A 21,140-nucleotide genomic window follows, 5' to 3' on the forward strand; every position below is an offset into this window, starting at 1 on the left:
AATAAGACATCAACTATAATTAATTATAGTCCTGGTGACAAACAATGGTGGATAACAGGCTTTAATCCAAACTATAAGGGGGTTAATGCCAATAATTTGACGGTATCTTACACAGTAACATTCAATACCCAAACCATGTATGATAGCTTTTATAGAATATATGGTGATAAAAATAGCAAAAAGAGGGATGAAAGATGGGTGTTTGACTCCAAAACAATTACCGCAACGTTCAAATTTTAATAAGGGAGGTTTAATCTGTGAATAAAAAAATTGTATTGATGCTATTTGTACTCATAAGCTTACTGATGTTAAGCTCGTGCAATAAAATCGGATTCGATAGCGGAGGAGGAATAGCTGTGAGCGAAGAAAAAAAAGCCGATATGCGAATGGAACAAATAGTTTCAGCGCTTAAGGGCAAGGATAAAAAGGCGTTAAAATCTTTGTTTTCAAAAAAGGCGTTAGATGAATCCAATGATTTTGATAGAGGAACAGATTTATTGTTTAATTTCATTCAAGGGGATATTGAGTCTTGGGTGTTGGAAGACGGTTGGTCTTCTGATGAATCAATTGATGGTGGCGAAAGTTCCCTGATGATTCGCTTCTCTTTTGATTTGAAAACCGATAAAGAGTCGTATAATTTTTTCATAATTGATTACAACACGGATAACATTAATACTGATAATAATGGGGTTTATATGTTGGAAGTATCGAAATCTTCATATAACGGTGAATGGGAACCATGGCAAAAAAGAATGCGTGCAGGTATATCTATAGTAAAATAAAATCCAAGGAACTGCTCTTTGGGTTGGAAGATGACCAGACAATAATCGGGAACTGGCACTTTTCCTTTTGGACAAAGGGTTTACGGTTAAGTATGTGAATCTTTAGTAAACGGTAAAATATATGTATTCCAATAATAAAATAAAAGTTTTCAAGTAAATGAATAAGAATATTAATTATCTTAGCCATGATAGAGCAAACAATCTACTCTATCATGGCTTTTTCTTTTCTCAATCTGAGGACTAAGGTTATAACCGTAAGGTAAGCGTCAAAGCAATGTAAGTGTCAAAGCAATCCACACCTACACATGAGGTCAGACGGCATGTTAAACTGAGACCAAGGAGATAGGAATATATGGGCTCAGTTAAACGAACCAATGAGGAATGAGTTAAATTGTTTGAACAGCAACCGATAATACCGGAAAGGTCACAGAATACCAATATGACGACCTGGGAAGATTGACAAGTTAAGCTCCTGCAGGAGAGCCGGCTATAGCGTATACCTATGACGACAGCAACAACCGGAAAACCATGACGGCAGACGGAGTGTCGTCTACAGCCTATGTCTATGATGGAAACAACAGGCTTACGGAAGAGACAAAGACTGTGGGACAGTCCTCAGAGACCACCCATTACAGCTATGACAACAACGGAAATACAATCTGCAAGTACACCGAAACAATCTCACCGGCTACGGAGGGGCAAACCACGGAAGCTTATATATCGGCAGCCGGAGCAGCAGAGGAGATAACGTCGGCAGGAACAGACTATATAGGAACAGGCTTTCCAGAAACTGCCTCTCCAGAAACACCTTTACCGGAAACAGTCCCGGAGATAACCACAGGACAGGCACTGAGTCTTGAAGCCCAAACGGCAGATACCGGCACAGACGAAAGCAGCAATGAAGTAAATAATGATAACAGCGTTACAATAAATGAATACAACGGCTTGAACCAACTGGTAAAAACCGTTACAGGGGACATAACAGCAGAATACACGTATGACGGCAACGGACTGAGAGCCTCAAAGACAGTAAACGGTGTCACCACAAACCACATATGGGACGGTGACCAGATGGTGCTGGAAATCGACGGCGCAGGAAACGTAAGCAATAAGTATGTAAGGGGAATAAATCTCATATACGCCGGGGAAGGTGCAAATAGAAGGTATTTCCTGTATAATGGTCATGGAGACACAGCGCAGCTTACCAGTACAACAGGAAGCAGCATAAAAGTGTATGAGTATGATGCATTTGGTGTAGAGAAGAACATAGACCCTGAGGATACGAACCTGTTCAGGTACTGCGGAGAGTATTTCGATAAGGAAACCGGGACTATCTATTTGAGGGCGAGGTATTATGACCCCACCATAGGAAGGTTTATTACGGAGGATAGCTATTGGGGTAAGGATAGTGACCCACTCAGTTTGAACTTGTATACGTATTGTGAGAATAATCCGATTGACTATATTGACCCTAGTGGACATATGCCTGTAAAAATGCTTAGAAATTATTTTAATTTGTATAGAACTGGTAAAATTAATAGAGATTCTGTTGCAAAACAGATTTTGTTGATGAATATAGGTAATCCATATGTTGGATTTCATGAAATAGCTCAAATATTTGTTGGAGACAAAGTGGCGGCCAAAAAGTCTGAAGTAACTCTAGAATACAGTATAAAAGCAATAAACGATAAAGGAAAAACAATAAAATATGAGGCAGATGTAGTCAAGACATCTCAATTTGGAAAATATGTATGGGAGATAAAGCCTCTAAATGGAAAAGATCCAAAAGAACAGTTAGAGCTATATAAAGAAAAAGGAGACTTAGCTTTAGGCCCAACTTATAGTGATATCAGTGGGATTAAAATACTTTCTGTAAACAATATATTTTCAAATGACTATACTTTATATATGGGGATTAACTTTCCAGAAAAGGGAGTTGCAACTTACTACTTTTATTCAGTTGATGAAGATGGAAAGACTAAAGAATTGTCGACTGCTGCGGCAAAAAGAATATGTGAGGATATTCTATTCCCAATGTTCTACCCGATACCAATGCCAATGCCAATGCCTTTACCTGTACCAGTACCATAATTTGATTTTGAGGTGAGACAATGAATATAGGTGATAAAAAAGAGAGTTTTGAGACAAAAAAATCAGACCCCAAAAATCAGTTATTCAATAAGAAAAGTTGGTCAGAAAATGCGAAAGGTGAAGGGTCAATTAAGCCACAATTAAATTGGGTTAAAGAATTTAATGATGCACATTCAGTTTCACCAATAATAGCTGATAAGAGTGGAAATGTTCTGTTATCGTATAATCATGAACATAGAGCTGCAGGAGTCAAGACACATGGTACATTAATAAGTATATCAAACACAGGTGAGAAAAACTGGGAAATAAATTTGGATAAGAACGAATATTTATTGTTTAGCAATGGTATTTCTCTAACAGAGGATGAGACAATAATAATTGGGACTATGGGGAACTTGAATAAAGTTCCCCATAGGTTATTTGCTATAAATTCATGTGGAAAAATTGTGTGGCAAGTTGAAATAAAAGCATCAATCATATTTTCACCTAAGACTTCAAAGGATGGCACGATTTTTTTCGTCACAGATGAGCCAGCTCTATATTCATTTGATAAAGAGGGGCATATAAAGTGGGTATATAGAGACGATATTGAAGGTGAAATCTGTTGTAATCCAATAATTTCAAAAGATGGACTTATCTACGTACTATGCAACAGCGGATTTTTATATATTTTTGACCAAAATGGAAATAGGGTAAATACATTAGAGTTAGAAAAAGCAGAATTGTATGATTCACCTCATTTTGATTCAGAGGGAACATTATATTTGCCACCTAATATTACAGCTTTTGACTCGGAATATAAAGTGAAGTGGGTATATACTCCGTCAGAAGGCTTCATTCCTAGCAACTTGTTCTTTGCAGATGACAATAATAACTTATATTGCTATGCTAACTATTTTAGATTAATAAGCATTGATAAAAATGGAGTTCTAAGGTGGGAAGCAAAAATGAGGGGAAATGCTATAGATTTTCCTCCAATAGCTGGATGGGGTAACTGTATATGCACTTGCTCTATTGATAAGGCAAAAGGTAAAAATGACTCGTATATACAAGCCTTCAATAAAGAAGGTAAATTGATTTGGGAACTTTGCATAAATAATGAAAGCCTTGTTGGAATTGTACCAGGAAATATGAATAGCTTATTTGCTTTAACAAATGATATTAAAGGTGGCAAATGTAAGATATATTGTTTTTCGATGCTTGAATAAATGAAAGGGTATTTGTATGAATTTTTTAAGGATATTTGTAGCGATTATAATATTGACAGCAATATTTTACCGGTTTTATTATCCGAGATTAAGATCTTACTATGTTAATTTAAAATTAATGAAAGATGGGAATCCGGAAATGTTTTAGCACGAATTAGATAAAGACATAAATAGAGCTAAATCCGATGAGTATAAACGGGCACTTTTAGTTAATAAAGTATCGGGTTTGATTTTTATGGGTAAATGGCAGGAGGCAATTGAACTGTTAGACAAAATCGACAGTAATTTTATTAATGAAGTTTTTACAGTTCAATATTATCTTAATTATCTAACTGCTCTTATTTTTTTAGAAAGGATCGACATTGCAAAAGAAATATATGAGGGTAAGAAAGAGTTGTTTGAAAAATATATAACAATTGAAAGACATAGAGAAATTAATCAATCCATAAAAAAGATAGAGGGAATATTCAGTTTTTACAATTATGACTTAATTAAAAGCAAAAGTATATTTGAAGAGCTGCTAGATAAACAGAAATACAGTATTTATAAGGCGATTAACCATTACTTTCTGGGAAAGATTTTTGAAAAAGAGGGGAATCTGGCAGAAAGTAAGATGCATTTTGATAAAGCAAAGCTTTTGGGCGAAAAAACTTTCCTTTCAAATTTGGTTTCTTAATAGCATATAAATTTAATCTCAACATAGATAGTGTTCGGCTGTTAATTCATACATAAAATAGAGTACTTTACAATTCCAATACCCTGAGATTAAAAAGTTGGAGGATTACGTATGACAGTATCGGATATAATTAAAAAGATTGCAGGGCAAGAGTTAAAAAAGTATGATTTTAAATTTGATTGTAAGCAGGGAGCTGTAAGATGGGTATTTTCTAGAAATAAGTTTGGTATTATGCAATATATAACTTTTCAAAAAAGTAACCTTATGGATGCTTTACGTGTTGAATTTACGACGTCTATCAATTCAATGCCTGTTTTGGGAAGTCATTTGATAAATAGTATTGACTATTGGCTTAGTTATAATGACGAAATATCGTTAGAAAAAGTTATAAATGATTTAGTATCCATAATAATTAGTGAGGGAATATTGTGCTTAGATGCAATGAGTACACCAGATATTGAACCTTCAATAGAAATGGCTGAAGAGTTAATTATTAATACACATAAAAAGGCTGAGGATTTTGCTGCAAGATATATTTTAGGCTATGTAAATATATACGACTCATTAAAAAAAGTAGAAATTATTTTGCAAAATACAAAGGATAAGACGCTGGATGAGAATTTTGAAATTCTTGTTGGAGCTGCTGCATATGTTGGAGAATTTATAATAATGCTACATGGTGGCTCTTGGGAATGGGATACCGATTTTAATACTTGCTATTTGAAGAATATAGGAAATACTGAATATTTTGAAAGTCTGATTACTTGGATTATTAATTACTGGCATAAACCTGAAATGAAAATTTACAGTTTGGTGTGGAAATATTCAAATCTCAAAGAAATAATATCCGAATAGTTGCTAGAAGAAACTTAAGGGCAAAGATTTAATTATGCTGGTACGCGAGTACAATTTAAAGCAATGGGAAGCATGATAAAAGAACTTACTGAGATTTGTAGGTGAACAGCAAATATTTTAGCCGATAAAGTGACAGGACGTCACTTTAAGCAGCATGCGAGACCCGGATGGTCGAGTTGCTGCGACGGCATGGAATACTTGTTGTGAACCGTACTATTTCAAGTAAGTTCTTTGTGTGCAATCCATTGCTTTAATTCGTATGGAAGTACCAGCTAAGTATATTTGAAGGATGATTAACCTACCATCACATTCATAATATCAATTCTTAAATATAATCCGTTTAACTTTTGACGTCGATGAACTAAAGACTTCGGCAGATGTGGTCAAGGAGTATGGCTATGATGCCAATAACAACAGAAAAACCTTCACGGTGACAAAAAACGGTGCAGCCAACATAAACACAAGCTATGTATACGACAAAATGAACAGGCTGGAGCAGGTATATGAAAACAGTGAGCTTGCAGCGGTATATTCATATGATGAAAACGGAAACAGAAAGTCATTGGCATATACAAACGGCAATGCTACCACCTATGACTACAATCTGAGCAACAAGCTGACCTCCCTGGTAAACAGGGACGGTATGACAGAAATATCCGGCTATGCCTACACCTATCACCTTGACGGAAACCAGGCATCAAAAACCGATAATACCGGAAAAGTTACAGCATACCAATATGACGGCCTGGGAAGGCTGACGAATGAAGCACCCACAGGAGAGCCTGAAATAACCTATACCTATGACGACAGCAACAACCGGAAAACCATGACGGTAGACGGAGTGTCGTCTACAGCCTATGCCTATGACGGCAACAACAGGCTTACGGAAGAGACAAAGAATGCTGGACAGTCCTCAGAAACAACCCATTACAGCTATGACAACAACGGAAATACAATCTGCAAGTACACAGAAACAATTTCACCGGCTATGCAGGGGCAAACTACGGAAGTTGATATATCAGCAATCGGAACAGTAGAAGAAATAACGTCTGCGGGAACAGACTCTACAGAAACAGCTTCTGCGGATGCAGCTTTACCGGAGACAACCACAGGGCAGGTACTAAGCCTTGAAGACCAAACGGCAGATACAGGTGAAAGCAACAGCAACACCACACTATAAACGAATACAATGGTTTGAACCAATTGGTAAAAGTAACCGAAGGAAGCAGTAAATACAGCTATACCTACAATTGGGATGGGCTGAGGGCCTCAAAGACAGTAAACGGTGTGACCACAAACCACATATGGGACGGTGACCAGATGGTGCTGGAAACCGACGGTGCAGGAAACGCAACCGAGAAGTATATACGTGGAATAAATCTCATATATTTCGGGGAAGGTGCAAATAGAAGGTATTTCCTGTATAATGGTCATGGAGACACAGTGCAGCTTACCAGTACAACCGGAAGCAGCATAAAAGTATATGACTATGATGCTTTTGGGAATGAGAAAGCTCCTGACGCTAACGATACAAACCTGTTCAGGTACTGCGGTGAGTACTTTGACAAGGAAACCGGGACTATCTATTTGAGGGCGAGGTATTATGATCCCACCATAGGTAGGTTTATTACGGAGGATAGCTATTGGGGTAAGGATAGTGATCCGCTGAGTTTGAATTTGTATACTTATTGTGGGAATAACCCGATTGACTATATTGACCCTAGTGGGCATTTGAGTGCAAAAGTCAGAACGATATTATGGGCAATAAGGCATCCAGTAGAGGCTTATCAGATTGGAGAGGCTGAGCCTGGAAAAGGTAAAATTAATTATACGAATGTTGCAATAAGATTTTCAACAAATGACTTGGGATTAACAGAGAATGCATCCCATGAGGGTTCTCAAGTAAATGCTTATAGGCATGTATTATGGCAGGCCATGATTACAAAATCTGTGCCTGGTGGAGAAGAAACAGCAAGAGAGGTTGGTTATTGTCATGAAGAAAACCCGAATGCGATTGATGGTCTATCTTCACGAGACTTAAGTAAAAAAGTGTTTAAGACATTATTAGAGGCTGATGAATCAATTGACTTAGCAAATAATATAATTGGTATAAGTATTGGCAAAAGTATTTCAAGTTATAGTAATAATGATATTGCTATTGCCACGTTAAAATATTACCATGAAAATGGTTTTTGGGTTGCAGTTAAGCAATCAGACGGGAGTTATAAAATTAGTCAAACAAAGCTATCTGATAGACAATATAAAGCAGCATTAAATAGAATAGAAAAGTTAGATGATTGGGGCTTTGCAGAAGATTAGAGAGATAAAATGCATAAATATTAATAAGATTGGAGGTTTCAATTTGAAGAAACTAAATACTATATTTCTAATAATCTTAATACTGGTGCTAGTGGGCTGTCAGACAAAGGAATCTTATATGACCGAAAATTTAATCAAAGCAATAGACAATGAATGTGGGGAAAAGAATTCCTGCCAAATTCAAATGAAAGACGTAACTAATTTTAAATGGGATAAGGTGGTTATATTTCAAGTGGGAAGCTCAAACAAAGAAATTAGTAAGGCACTAGATGCTGAGTACAAAGGGGCGACCGACTTGATTAGTGGAATGGTATTTGTTTATAACAATCAGATTGCTGATGAGGAACTAGTACCATATGACCCGGAGAATCCTAATAAGTTGCAGTATTTTATTGAAAAAAAATCTGGAGAACCCAACTGTTTAAGTTTTAGCGCTGATGATGCTGTCTTTGAAGGTAGTAAGGATAAAATCGATGGAACTTACTATTATAAGATTACTGCTAGAACTAAATGAGTGAAAAGCTGGTACGCGAGTACAATTTAAAGCAATGGGAAGCATGATAAAAGAACTTACTGAGATTTGTAGGTGAACAGCAAGGATTATAGCCGGTAAAGTGACAGGACATTACTTTAAGCAGCAGTCGCTGCGACGGCAGTAATACTTGTTGTGAGCGTACTATTTCAAGTAAGCTCTTTGTGTGCAATCCATTGCTTTAAATTCGTATGGAAGTACCAGCTAAGTATATTTGAAGGATGATTAACCTACTATCACATTCATAATATCAATTCTTAAATATAATCCGTTTAACTTTTGACGTCTATGAACTAAAGATTCGGCAGATGTGGTCAAGGAGTATGAATAATTGAAACAAATCAGACCCTAAAAATAAGTTGGTAAATAAAAAAGTTGGTCAGAAAATGCAAAAGGTAAAGGGCCAATTAAAGTAAAATGCATTTTAACAAAGCAAAGCTTTTGGGCGAAAAAACTTTCCTTTCAAATTTGGTTTCTTAATAGCAGGTAAATTTAATCTAAGATAGATAGTGTTCGTCTGTTAATTCATACACAAAATAGATACTTACAAGAAGGTATTATGGCAGTGATGGAAAAATTCAAAATAATAGAGGTATGATTATATGAGTTGGAATGTAATAGAAACGCAGGAAGATATCGATAAATTAATGAGCGTGTACGGGTACTTTCATGATGGATGTATTAAAGAATTGAAATATATAAGTGGTGGATATGTTGATAAGGATCTGCGTATGAATCCATTTAACTCGAAACGAATTTTAAATATTATTTTTCAGAGGCAGTATAAAAATCCGACTGTTATAGAAATGATTTTTGAAGGTATTCATAAAATGAATCTGGAACCAAGTAATGGTGATTATGATTGCATTATTTACCAAGCGTCTTTGGAAAAAATAAATGATATTTTTTATTGGGCAGATTGGGATAGCTTTGAAATTGATGATATTAATGAAATTAAAAGAACCTGGATAGCTGCTTCCAAAATAAAATGGAGAGTAGCTGATAATTATATTGGTGAAAATGAGGTATACATACCAAAGGTTCAATAGATGTGACCAAGGCATTAGAAAGCTGGTTATTCTCATTTACAATGAGGCATGGAGATATGCCAATGCCGATACAAGTACCAGCTCCAACAGGTGAAGGGAGCTTCCTTGGCAACCTGCTTAAGAGAATTATTTCAGCAGTTTAAGCAAATAACTTGACTTAAGGAAGGTAGAATAAAGATAAATAAGATAAAGAATTTATTTTCTCATTCAAGTTAACTATATTGACAACTCTATATTTATATATCTATAATTAAAACATATAAAACTGATAAAAATTATATGAAATAAGTTATGCTGACCGAAAGACGGAGGCTGAGTTAACCAGGAAATGGTGACTCAGTTTTTTTATACCTTCTGGCAATCGCTGAAAAATAAAAACAATCTGTACCTTAAATCAAGACAAGGAGAAGGAAATGAGTAGCTTTAGCCCTAAAGAAAGAATCCTGAGAGTTTTGAACAAAGAAAAGGCAGACCGGCCGCCTGTAGTTTGCCCAGGTGGGATGATGAATGCTGCAATTGTAGAGATAATGAACAAGACAGGCCATACACTTCCGGAAGCACACCATGATGACAAGCTTATGGCTGAACTGTCCCACGATGTACATGAGTACACGGGCTTTGAAAATTTTGGTATTCCATTTTGCATGACCGTTGAAGCAGAGGTGCTGGGAAGTGAAATAAACTTTGGAACCTTGGCTTGTGAACCAAAAATAGAAAAAGAAGTATTTCCTTCAGTAACGAAAATCGAGTATAAGGCTATTGACAAGATACTTAAGAAGGGCAGAATAGAAGCTGTTATACAAGCAGGCTATCATTTGTCAAAAAAATATACTGATGTGCCTGTTATAGGAAACCTGACAGGCCCAATCAGTACAACTGCATCTATAGTAGAACCTATGCCGTTTTTGAAAGAACTCCGAAAAGACAGAGAAAATGCGCATAAGGCAATTGATTATGTAACGAATTTTTTGATTGAATATGCAAAACTGATGATAGATAACGGCGCAGACCTGATATCCATAGGAGATCCTACTGCAACAGGTGAAATTTTAGGACCCAGGATGTTTGAAGAGTATGCTGTCAGGTATTTGAACAAATTGATTGATGGAATACATTCTTTAAAAGCTCCGGTTATTGTACATATATGCGGAAACATGAATACGGTCAAGAACCTTATTCCGCAAATCAAGTCGGAGGCAATCAGTACCGACGCACTGGTAAATCTCCACCTGCTAAAGGAAGAGTTTCCATTTCTTACGACTATGGGGAACCTGAGTACTTTCCTTCTTGAGTTCGGCACACCTGAAAAAGTATCAAGGCAGACAGAACGTTTGCTGAGTGATGGGATAGACATCATATCACCGGCCTGCGGCTTGAGTACATCCTCTTCCATTGAAAATATCCAGGCCCTGACGGGTACAGTAAAGGAGAGTAGAGAGTAATGGCAAAAGTGAATTTTTACCCCCAGGGTAAGTCGGTTACTGTTGAAGAGGGGGCTACCATCCTCCAGGCAGCCCGTAAGGCTGGAATTGTTATTGAGTCTCCATGTAACGGCGTAGGTACTTGTGGCAAATGCAAGGTCAGATTGGATAAAGAGTCTTTAAACAATGTCGTTGCCGGGGGTAAGCATCATCTTGCCAAAGCTGAAGAGGAGCAGGGTTATGTGCTTTCCTGTGAAGCAAAAATTTACGGCAACATAAGTGTTGAAGCAACCAGCAATCAAAGAAACAGTACATTGAAAATATTAAGTAAAGGGCAGAGCTTTGATATAAGCATAAAGCCTCTGATAAAAAAGGAGTTCTTCAACACAGAGAATTATACAAAAGTATTTGCGGGAGATAAGGAATTGGGTGTGGAATATGGAGATACAAGGGAAAAGTGCTATGGAGCGGTTGTTGATATAGGCACTACAACATTAGTTGCAGCAGTTGTCAATCTGAAGGATGGCTCGGAAATAGGGACTGCATCTGCATTAAATCCCCAAGCTGTTCATGCACAGGATGTGCTGTCGAGGATCAAGTTCTCATCTGAGGCTGATGGGCTATATATCATGTATTCTGAAGTTGTAAGGGAAATAAACAGTTTGATTAAGGAAATAGTGGATAGCAAGGGTATCAGCAATAAAAATATATATGAAGTGGTTTTCAGTGGCAATACCTGCATGGCTCATCTGGTTACAAATACTAATCCGCAATCTCTGGGGAAGTATCCATATACGCCGGAAATTAACGGAGCGGTATATCTTAATGCCCGAGAGCACAAAATTGGCATTTCACCAATTGGAATTATCTATGTGCCGCCGATTATTTCTGCATATGTGGGAGCGGATATTACTTCAGGGGTTCTTGCATCGCAACTCCATGAGAAGAAAGGAATTACCCTTTTTGTAGATATAGGCACAAATGGGGAAATGGTTATAGCTTTTGATGGTAATCTCTCAGCTACATCAACAGCAGCGGGACCCGCCTTTGAAGGAATGAACATAACTCACGGGATGCGGGCAGGTCAGGGTGCAATTGAGTTTTTTGAGATAGATGAACCAGGGGGAATAAGTACAAAGGTGATTGGTAATACAAAAGCATCGGGAATTTGCGGAAGCGGGTTGCTGGACGTGGTTGGAGAGCTTGTAGCACATGGGGTAATTAATAAAAACGGAAAATTTGTTGAGCCAGAAGCAAGTGATTTGCAGTCCGCTTTAAAAGAAAGACTGGTAAAGCAAGAGGGAAAATGGATTTTCAAAATTACTGACAAGGTTTTTCTTTCCCAAAAAGATGTAAGACAGGTTCAGCTTGCAAAGGGTGCAGTAAGGGCTGGAATAGAATTTTTACTGGAAAGCAAGGGTGTAAAAGCCGGTGATGTGGATAAAGTGCTTATTGCCGGCTCTTTTGGCTATCATCTCAGAGCAAAGAGCCTGATCAATATAGGTCTTCTGCCGAAGGAGTTTGACGGAAAAATAGAATTTATGGGCAATACCTCAAAGTCTGGCGGGCAAGCATTTCTGTTGAATAAAACGTACAGGGATCAGTTGGAGAAAATAGTTAAGCAGGTTGAGGTGCTGGAATTGGCAAATTTTAAGGGTTTTGACAAGGTTTTTGTCAGATGCCTGGGGTTTTAGGGGGTGGAATTCAAATACCATACTAAACATATATGAAATATATATAAAATGTATTGACAATTCAAATCTTTAGTATTAGAATAAACACAAGAAATCAAGTAGGAATAGTTTGGTATAAAATAAAATATATTAACCGACCAGAAATACTGGAGGCCGGATTTGCATCCTGTTAGTGTTAAATGCAAATCGGGCCTTTTTTTATTAAGAGCTGTTGCTATGGGTATAAACGATGAAACTACCGTTAATGTTCCGGCGGAGGCGGATAATGTTATCAAATGCTGAAATAATCTCAAAGGAAACTAAAAATAAAAAAAACAAGGAGGAGGCAGTTAATATGTGTGATATAGACCCTTTAAGGATAATTTTTGAGAGAAGAAGCACCAGGAGTTTTACAACAGAACAAATCAAGGACAATGAGCTCGATATCATAATCAAAGCCGCTAAATTTGCGCCTAGTGCCATGAACCAGCAGCTATGGCATTTTACAGTAGTACAGAACAAAGAGCTTCTTGCCCGGATAAACAGTTTGACCAGGAATGCTTTTGAAAAATCAGGGAACCCGAGATATGAAGAGAGAGCAAGAGCGGATAACTTCAGTCCTTTTCATAATGCACCTACTTATATTATTGTGACAGTAGATGAAAAAGCCATCGCCCCTCAGGCTGACGGAGCACTAGCCCTTGGAAATGCATTCCTGGCTGCGGAAGCTTTAGGGATAGGCTCTTGCTGGATACATGCGGTAAATTATCTTTATACTACTGTTGAAGGAAAAGAATTGTTTAAGGAACTAGGGGTTCCTGAAGGTTATGTTCCCATAGGTTCGGGCGCATTTGGCTATGCTGCCGGCCCAAAGCCTGATCCTGCTCCCAGAAGAGACGGAACTGTAAGCATAATAAAATAACCTGTTATTGAGTATGGGAATGAGGTAATAAGAATATAAATTAAAAAAGTGAGGTAGTATTATGTCAAAAATAGCAAAAAATTTAACAGACCTTATTGGAAACACACCATTGCTGGAACTTGCAAATTATAATAAATTAAGCGGTCTTGAAGCTAAGGTTATAGCTAAACTGGAATATTTCAATCCTGCTTCAAGTGTGAAGGACAGAATCGGATACGCCATGATTAAAGATGCCGAGGATAAGGGATTGATCAGTAAAGATACGGTTATCATCGAACCCACAAGTGGAAATACGGGGATTGCGCTTGCATTTGTGGCGGCTGCAAAGGGTTACAGGCTGATAATAACCCTGCCCGAAACTTTCAGCATAGAAAGAAGGAATTTGCTTAACGCGCTGGGGGCTGAATTAGTCCTGACCCCAGGAAGTGAAGGCATGCCCGGAGCAATCAGAAAGGCGGAAGAGCTGTCAGCTCAAATACCAAATTCTTATATTCCGCAGCAATTTAAAAATCCTGCAAATCCGGAAATACATAAAGTGACAACTGCGGAAGAGATTTGGAAGGATACAGACGGCCAGGTGGATATTTTTGTAGCCGGAGTTGGCACAGGCGGAACGATTTCAGGTGTAGGTGAAGTATTAAAGCAGAGAAAGCCGGATGCAAAGATAATTGCAGTGGAACCATTTGATTCGCCTGTATTATCAGGAGGAGCAAAAGGGCAGCATAAAATCCAGGGGATTGGAGCTGGCTTTGTACCTGACAATTTCAACAGAGAAGTTATTGACGAGATATTTAAAGTAAAAAATGAAGAAGCCTATGAAACATCACGCAAGCTTGCGTCCGCAGAGGGGCTTCTGGTAGGAATTTCTTCCGGTGCTGCTGCATTTGCCGCAACACAAATCGCCAAACGTCCTGAAAACAAAAATAAGACCATCGTTGTTCTCCTGCCGGATACAGGTGAAAGATATCTTTCCACACCATTGTTTCAGGAAACATGATTCAACGGTAAAATAAACCGGTTGTTCTGATAGATAGGGGGAATATTATGGCTCTATACACTGAAGAGATATTTGAAAAGTTATCTGATTCGGTAGTAGATATGGATGAAGAGGAAGTGGTGAAGCTTTCAAAGCAGGCGGTTTCAGATGAAATTGATGCTTATGCTGCAATAGACAAAGGATTGGCAAATGGTATGGAACGGGCAGGCAAACTTTTTGAGGAGGAAGAATATTTCATACCGGAGCTTTTAATGTGCTCAGATGCCATGTATGCCGGGCTTGAAGTGCTGAAGCCCCACATAAGGACAAGTGGGCAGGACGAAAAGAGTAAGATTGTCATTGGAGTTATTGAAGGGGACACTCATGATATCGGAAAAAATCTTGTTAAGATCATGCTTGAAACCTCTGGTTTTGATGTAATAGACATGGGAAGAGACGTACCTCCGCAAAAGTTTGTGGAGACTGCCAGGGAAACAGGCGCTAAGGTTATAGCTTTATCAACCTTGATGACAACCACAATGGATGGAATGTGGGAAGTTATAAAAATTTTGAACAAAGAGAAAATCAGGGAAGAATTTAAAGTCATCATAGGCGGAGGTCCTATATCGCAGAGCTTTGCTGACAAAATAGGAGCAGACGGCTACTCGGTTAATGCTGCTGATGCAGTGAGGCTTGTAAGGAGATTGGTAGGATAGCTTTGGTTTAATATGACTGACTAGATAACTAGAGGCCATAACTCAAAAATGGGTTGTGGCCTTTTTATATCCTGTAATGGGCCGAGTATATTAAAGCTGGCTATTCATATATGATTACGTTTGTTTAAGATAACTGTTAAAGGTGGGATTACATGTGAATAACGTTTTGATAAAGAAAGATCAAATGACTGCAAAAGAAAGAAATGCAGCTTTTATAACTGGAAAACCCTATGACAGAATACCGTGCAATTTATTTATAGGAGATCATGCGGCCAGGCTGATAGGAGCAAAAGTTTCCGAATTGCACTTGTCAGTTGAAAAAGCTGTTGAAGCACAAATCGCAGCCTTTAAAACATATGAATCCGAAGGTGCAGGAATTGGCCCCGGGCTTGGCGGAATTGCTGAAGCCATCGGCAGCCGGCAGGAATACCCATATAATGGAGCACCCTTTGTTTCAGATTATGCGGTAAAAGAAATTGAAGATATTAACAGGCTGAGTATTCCTGACCCGATTAAAGGAGGAAGATTTTCCATTATTCTTCAAGTCGCTGAGAGGCTTGTGGAGAAATTAGGACGGGAGATACCAATATCTGTAAGTGTGCCGGGACCCTTTACTACAGCAGGCAATTTAAGGGGAGCTGAAAAGTTTTTGAAAGATTTATACAAAAATCCTGAATTTGCACACAGGCTGTTAAGGCTTTCTGTAGACAGTACGATTGCTTTTGTCAGGGAGGCTGCAAAGCTGGACGTTAACATTAATATTGCGGAACCCAGTGCATCGGGAAGCCTTATAAGCAGGAAGCAATTTAAGGAGTTTGCGTTTCCATATTTGAAGGAACTTACGGATAATATTAAAGAACTTGGAAAGCCGGCACCATCACTTCACATATGCGGAAATACAAAAAAAGTATGGGAAGATATGGCTGATACGGGTGCAGGCTTACTAAGCCTGGACAATCAGGTGGACTTAGGTGAAGCAAAGCAGGCAGTGGGTAGTAGGGTTGTACTGGTGGGAAATATAAAACCTACGGAAACAATGTATCTCGGAAAACCATCAGATGTTGAAGAAAATGCCAGGGAGTGTCTGAGAAAGGCTTACGACAGTCCAAAAGGCTATATCCTGGCGTTGGGATGTGGTTTGCCGATACCCACACCACCAGAGAATATACATGCACTCAGGGACTCGGCAAGGAAATATGGTCAATTTCCTTTAAACCCTGAAAATTTTAATTAATATTTGAAAGCATCTTAATTTACATTATCAAGCAGGAGGTCGGATTATGAGTAAGTTTATAGATCGTCCAAGGTACTTATGCGCACTTGGTGGAGCAATAGGAACACTGGAGAATTTGCCGAGGACGATTCCAATATTGCATGCGGCAGCAGGCTGCGGCGGAAATATCTCCAATGCTTTAAATTATGCTTCTGGTTACCTGGGAAGCGGATATTGTGCAGGGCAGGCTCTCTCAAGCTCAAATGTATATGAACAGGAAATTGTTTTCGGCGGAGAAGACCGGCTCTGCGAACAGGTTGAGAATACTTTGAAAATAATGGACGGTGATCTTTATTTCCTGGTATCGGGATGTATGGTGGAAATGATCGGTGATGATGTGAAGGGTGTTGCAAAGAAATTCAAGGACAGGGATGTAGCGCTTCTGGCGGCAGATACCGGAGGTTTTCACGGAAATTCCTTTAAAGGTTATGACATCGTACTTGGTACTTTATTCAAGGAGTTCACTCTTAAGAAGGATGTAAAGAATGAAAAACTTTTAAACCTGTGGGGGATAGTTCCCATACAGGACGTGTTCTGGAAAGGAAATCTGGAAAACCTGAAGCGTTTGTTAGAAGAACTTGGATATCAGGTAAATACTTTCTTTGGAGAGAACGAGACTTTGGATAATTTGAAAAATGCCGGCAGCGCAGTTTTGAATATTGTCGTATCCGACACGGCAGGAATTGAGCCGGCTAAGCTTTTTGAAGAGGTACATGGAGTGCCTTACATATCAGTTCCGCTACCTATAGGGCCTCATGGAACCGAGCAGTTTATCAGAAGTATTTCGAACAGGCTGGGCATTGAAAAGGCATTTGCCGATAAGGTCATACAAAGGCATAAAGCCAGGTACTTCAGCTATATTGAAAGAATTGCGGATGTTTATAATGATCTGGATTTGCAAAGATATGCGGTAATTGTGGGAGATTCATCCTATGCGCAGGCTTTAACAAGGTTTTTAAGCGATGATCTTGGATGGCTGCCGGAACTTGTTGTTATTACTGATATCCTGTCGGAGGAGCAAAAGGAGGATGTAAGAAAAAGGTTTGCCGACCTTGAATCAGGGCTCAGTCCCAGAATAGTCTTTGATACTGATACATCAAGTATTATAAGGCACTTCCGGGATACATGGCCAAGTGCCAACGGAAGCAAATATTTTAATACCTTCAGTCCTGCCTTCATACTGGGCAGTGCTTTTGAAAGAGCTTTGGCGGATGAATTGAAAGCACCGCATTTAAGTGTTACATATCCTATATCCAACAGGGTTGTGATGGATAGGGCATATACGGGCTATGATGGTGCTATCAGGCTGACAGAGGATATTTTCACCACACTTGTAGGAACTAGATAGGGGGAGAAGAGTATGGATTATATCAGAGAAAAAGCACCGCCGGTAAGAGAGGACAGATTAAAGGCATGTAATGCATTTGGAGGCTCCTGCTGTGAGCTGAACAGAATAGGAAAAAAGGGCTGTTTGAACGGTGTAAAAAGAACTTTTGCACAAACACAAGGCTGCCAGTTGAATCTGAGTCTGGCAATACTAAATACAATAAGAAATGCCGTAATAGTTGTTCATGCACCCATAGGCTGCGGCGGCAGCAGTTTGTCCACGGCCGGTATCAGTAAGAATTTTCAAAAATTGAGAGACCCCAATGCAAAAGGACTTATCTGGCTTAATACCAATCTGGATGATAATGATGTTGTCGGCGGTGGTGAAGAAAAGCTCAGAAGCGCGGTGCTTTATGCAGAAAGCGAGTTCAGGCCTGAGGCCATTATTGTAGTAAATAGCTGTGTTCCGGCAATCATAGGCGATGACATTGACAGTATACTGAATGATTTGCAAAAACAGATAAGTGCAAAAATAGTACCAATACATTGTGAAGGCTTTAAAACAAAAATAATGGCAAGCGCATATGACTCCGTATATCATGGAATACTCCGCAATCTTCTTGATAAGCCGGAAGACACCAGGAAAGAAATATACGAAGACGAACTTGAGATATTAAAAGAGAAGTACCGCAAAAGCAGGACTGTCAATATTCTTAATGTATCCTCCATGAGCCGCCAGGATGAAGAAGAGCTTACAAGGCTGGTTAAGGCTTTGGGTCTGGAGGTGAGGATTTATCCTTGCTATGCCTCTGCGGATGATTTTGCTTATGTTGATGATGCGGCTTTAAATGTAAGCATCTGTGCAACCCATGATGATTATTTTGTTGAACATATCAAAGAAAAGTACGGTATTCCATTTGTCTTAAGGTCTATACCCATAGGAATAAAAAATACGGATCAATGGATTTTGGATATAGCAAAGTTTTTCGGACTGGAAGAGAATGCAAAAAGACTTGTAGAAGCTGAAGCAAAAGAGTTGAGAGAAGCCTTGGAGCCATTTAAGGAACAGCTTAAGGGAAAGCGGGTTTTTCTGGGTGGCGGAGAAATCAGGATACTTTCCACAGCGGAGTTATTGCAAAGTATGGGTATGGAAGTTGTGGGACTTAAGGGTTACCATTATGATCACTTCGCTGAGCCCTTGCTGGAATTGGTTGAAAATAGTGAAAACATTATATTTAATGTTGCAACAGGTCAGCCTTTTGAACAGGCAAATTTATTAAAAAGACTTGAGCCTGATCTGTATGTCGGTCACACCGGTACAAACGGATATACTGCTAAACAAGGCTTCCCGATCTATCCGCTGTTTGGCCAGTCATCAATCTATATGGGATATCTGGGCGCTTATGAAATCGTCAGAAGGATTGCAAGGGTTCTGAAAAACCCCATATTTAACCGCAATTTTATCGGCAATTCAAGGCTTCCTTACCGCGATGAATGGTACGGGCAGAATCCGTTTACCTATATTGATGACAGTGCAGCCCTGTAAATTGAAAGCAATACCGTTTAGTCGAGGTGATAGCGTGGAAAGATACATGCGGTAAGTCAAAGTGGATTTCACGCAGCAAAAGCCACTACGTGTCTTTCATTACTATTTGTATATGCGCTATGCGCGTAGATGGGAGATAAGATGAAAAAGACTCTATATAGTATTAACAATAAGTTTTTAAGCGTTTACATAATTATTGCTTTTTTTGTACTCTGGGAAATAGCACCTAAAATCGGCTGGGCTAATCCTCATTTTGTACCCCCTTTTTCAGTGATAGTTGCTGAAGCCAGGAAACTGACCTTTATCCAGTTGTTCGTTGAAGCCTCGGTAAGCTTGAAAAGGATATCTATTGGTTTTACTATCGCGTCCTTGCTTGCATTGCCGGTCGGTTTCATACTTGGGGGGGCATTTCCCCGGCTTGAGAACTTTTTAAAATCACTGCTGAAATTTCTTTCACAAATACCGCCTTTCATCCTTTTCCCTGTTTTTGTAGTCGTATTCGGCATTGGCGAGAAGGGTATCTATACAGTAATCTTATGGGCGGCCTTCTGGCCGATTATGTTTACAACCATCACAGGTGTGCAGAGTGTGGAGCCCATCCTTATAAAAAGTGCCAGATCAATGGGAGCTAATAGCTTTACTATATTCTATAAGATTATAATACCTGGAGCCTTGTCTTCAATATTGACTGGAATGAGGACCGGTATGACCATGAGCTTCATGATGCTGATAGGGGCTGAAACACTGGGTGCCGACTCGGGACTGGGATGGCTTATACACAATGCACAGAGCATGGGTTTTATACCGAGGATATACCTGGCGGCTATTCTGATAGCAGTACTGGGTCTGGGTGTTAATTACATTTTCCAGTGGCTTGAAGAAAACATTATTATTTGGAAGGAGGTGACCCATGATAAAGCTATCTGAAGAAATTAACTTTTTATTGGAAAGACGTGGGTGTCATCATGAAAACAGCTATTAAAAAAATAAGAAAAACTTTATTTGGCAGCATAGCGATAATACTATTCTTTATATTCTGGGAAGCAGCCACGGTGTATGGCCTGGTTCCAAAATCGGTAATTCCGGCGCCTACAAAGGTTTTTACAGCACTTGTCCGGTCAACGGAGTCGGGAGAGCTTTTTGTGCATATGAAGGTAAGCCTGGCCAGAGCAGCTTTGGGATTTTTATTAGCTTCAGCTATTTCAATTCCCATGGGTTTCTTACTGGGAACCTTCTTTAAGACCTTTGAAAAAGCACTGCTTCCATTTTTGAGAATGCTTGAAAAGCTTAATCCGTTTGCATTGTTCCCGGTATTTATGATTATTTTTGGAATTGGAAACATGGAAAAGATCGCATTAATATTTTGGGTAGCTCAATGGCCTTTGCTTTTTAATACAATTGCCGGTACAAAAAGCATTGAACCAAACATGATCAAATCAGCAAGGTCTATGGGGGCAAATAAAAAAGTTCTGTTTTTTAAGGTCATTCTCCCTGCTTCGGTCCCTGGAATATTTACAGGAGTAAAAATAAGCGCACAGATTTCATTTTTTATGATCATAGCATCTGAAATGGCAGGTTCAAGCCAGGGGCTGGGCTGGTATTATCTTTCCTCCAGCCAATCCTACCAGGTGCCTTTGATGTATGGCATCATACTGTTCATTACGGTTCTTGCTGTTATTATAAATATATCCTTCAGTAAGCTCGAAAATCACTTTTTAGTCTGGAAGGAAGCTTCCTTTCAGGAAAATTAAGATAGTAAAATTATCAGGAGGTGT

At 38.9% G+C, this 21,140-nt stretch carries 19 protein-coding genes and 1 pseudogene; all 20 read left to right on the plus strand.

Features of this window, described 5'->3' with window-relative positions; genetic code table 11:
• Positions 1 to 240: pseudogene (locus CLHUN_RS09970) on the plus strand (DUF4474 domain-containing protein); the annotation flags it as partial.
• Positions 241 to 257: 17 nt separating this feature from the next.
• Complete coding sequence (locus CLHUN_RS09975; protein WP_080064448.1) at positions 258 to 782, plus strand: DUF5104 domain-containing protein; 525 nt, start codon at positions 258 to 260, stop codon at positions 780 to 782.
• A gap of 528 nt (positions 783 to 1,310) precedes the next feature.
• Positions 1,311 to 2,873, plus strand: coding sequence for an RHS repeat-associated core domain-containing protein (locus CLHUN_RS09980; RefSeq protein WP_242656487.1), 1,563 nt, complete (start codon positions 1,311 to 1,313; stop codon positions 2,871 to 2,873).
• 20 nt (positions 2,874 to 2,893) lie between these two features.
• Positions 2,894 to 4,081 (plus strand): outer membrane protein assembly factor BamB family protein, encoded by a 1,188-nt coding sequence (locus tag CLHUN_RS09985; RefSeq protein ID WP_080064449.1) that lies wholly within the window; start codon positions 2,894 to 2,896, stop codon positions 4,079 to 4,081.
• Between the two features lie 235 nt (positions 4,082 to 4,316).
• A complete protein-coding gene (locus CLHUN_RS09990; protein WP_080064450.1) occupies positions 4,317 to 4,757 on the plus strand; it encodes a hypothetical protein in 441 nt (146 codons plus the stop codon).
• Between the two features lie 111 nt (positions 4,758 to 4,868).
• Positions 4,869 to 5,612 (plus strand): hypothetical protein, encoded by a 744-nt coding sequence (locus CLHUN_RS09995; RefSeq protein ID WP_080064451.1) that lies wholly within the window; start codon positions 4,869 to 4,871, stop codon positions 5,610 to 5,612.
• Between the two features lie 379 nt (positions 5,613 to 5,991).
• Positions 5,992 to 6,792 (plus strand): hypothetical protein, encoded by an 801-nt coding sequence (locus CLHUN_RS10000; protein WP_080064452.1) that lies wholly within the window; start codon positions 5,992 to 5,994, stop codon positions 6,790 to 6,792.
• Positions 6,793 to 6,815: 23 nt separating this feature from the next.
• A complete protein-coding gene (locus tag CLHUN_RS10005; protein WP_242656488.1) occupies positions 6,816 to 7,931 on the plus strand; it encodes an RHS repeat-associated core domain-containing protein in 1,116 nt (371 codons plus the stop codon).
• A gap of 43 nt (positions 7,932 to 7,974) precedes the next feature.
• Positions 7,975 to 8,445 (plus strand): hypothetical protein, encoded by a 471-nt coding sequence (locus CLHUN_RS10010; protein WP_080064454.1) that lies wholly within the window; start codon positions 7,975 to 7,977, stop codon positions 8,443 to 8,445.
• 620 nt (positions 8,446 to 9,065) lie between these two features.
• Positions 9,066 to 9,512: a hypothetical protein gene (locus tag CLHUN_RS10015; protein WP_080064455.1), complete on the plus strand. Its 447-nt coding sequence runs from the start codon at positions 9,066 to 9,068 to the stop codon at positions 9,510 to 9,512.
• Between the two features lie 413 nt (positions 9,513 to 9,925).
• Positions 9,926 to 10,954: a methylcobamide:CoM methyltransferase MtbA gene (locus CLHUN_RS10020; RefSeq protein WP_080064456.1), complete on the plus strand. Its 1,029-nt coding sequence runs from the start codon at positions 9,926 to 9,928 to the stop codon at positions 10,952 to 10,954.
• Entirely contained in the window at positions 10,954 to 12,627 is a 1,674-nt protein-coding gene (locus CLHUN_RS10025; RefSeq protein WP_080064457.1) for an ASKHA domain-containing protein, read from the plus strand. The genes CLHUN_RS10020 and CLHUN_RS10025 overlap by 1 nt, the downstream gene beginning before the upstream one ends.
• A gap of 265 nt (positions 12,628 to 12,892) precedes the next feature.
• A complete protein-coding gene (locus CLHUN_RS10030) occupies positions 12,893 to 13,528 on the plus strand; it encodes a nitroreductase family protein (RefSeq protein WP_242656489.1) in 636 nt (211 codons plus the stop codon).
• 61 nt (positions 13,529 to 13,589) lie between these two features.
• Positions 13,590 to 14,525, plus strand: a complete 936-nt coding sequence (cysK, locus tag CLHUN_RS10035) for a cysteine synthase A (RefSeq protein WP_080064458.1) — start codon at positions 13,590 to 13,592, stop codon at positions 14,523 to 14,525.
• 47 nt (positions 14,526 to 14,572) lie between these two features.
• Positions 14,573 to 15,220, plus strand: coding sequence for a corrinoid protein (locus tag CLHUN_RS10040; protein WP_080064459.1), 648 nt, complete (start codon positions 14,573 to 14,575; stop codon positions 15,218 to 15,220).
• A 154-nt stretch (positions 15,221 to 15,374) separates the two neighbouring features.
• Positions 15,375 to 16,454 carry a uroporphyrinogen decarboxylase family protein gene (locus CLHUN_RS10045; protein WP_207559155.1) on the plus strand — a complete coding sequence of 360 codons (1,080 nt, stop codon included), beginning with the start codon at positions 15,375 to 15,377 and terminating at the stop codon, positions 16,452 to 16,454.
• Positions 16,455 to 16,500: 46 nt separating this feature from the next.
• Positions 16,501 to 17,841 carry a nitrogenase component 1 gene (locus CLHUN_RS10050; protein WP_080064460.1) on the plus strand — a complete coding sequence of 447 codons (1,341 nt, stop codon included), beginning with the start codon at positions 16,501 to 16,503 and terminating at the stop codon, positions 17,839 to 17,841.
• A gap of 12 nt (positions 17,842 to 17,853) precedes the next feature.
• Positions 17,854 to 19,365 (plus strand): nitrogenase component 1, encoded by a 1,512-nt coding sequence (locus CLHUN_RS10055; RefSeq protein WP_080064461.1) that lies wholly within the window; start codon positions 17,854 to 17,856, stop codon positions 19,363 to 19,365.
• A gap of 141 nt (positions 19,366 to 19,506) precedes the next feature.
• Positions 19,507 to 20,292, plus strand: a complete 786-nt coding sequence (locus tag CLHUN_RS10060) for an ABC transporter permease (RefSeq protein WP_080064462.1) — start codon at positions 19,507 to 19,509, stop codon at positions 20,290 to 20,292.
• Positions 20,293 to 20,330: 38 nt separating this feature from the next.
• Positions 20,331 to 21,116 carry an ABC transporter permease gene (locus CLHUN_RS10065; RefSeq protein ID WP_080064463.1) on the plus strand — a complete coding sequence of 262 codons (786 nt, stop codon included), beginning with the start codon at positions 20,331 to 20,333 and terminating at the stop codon, positions 21,114 to 21,116.
• Positions 21,117 to 21,140: the final 24 nt, after the last annotated feature.

Source organism: Ruminiclostridium hungatei (assembly GCF_002051585.1).
GTDB lineage: Bacteria > Bacillota > Clostridia > Acetivibrionales > DSM-1351 > Ruminiclostridium > Ruminiclostridium hungatei.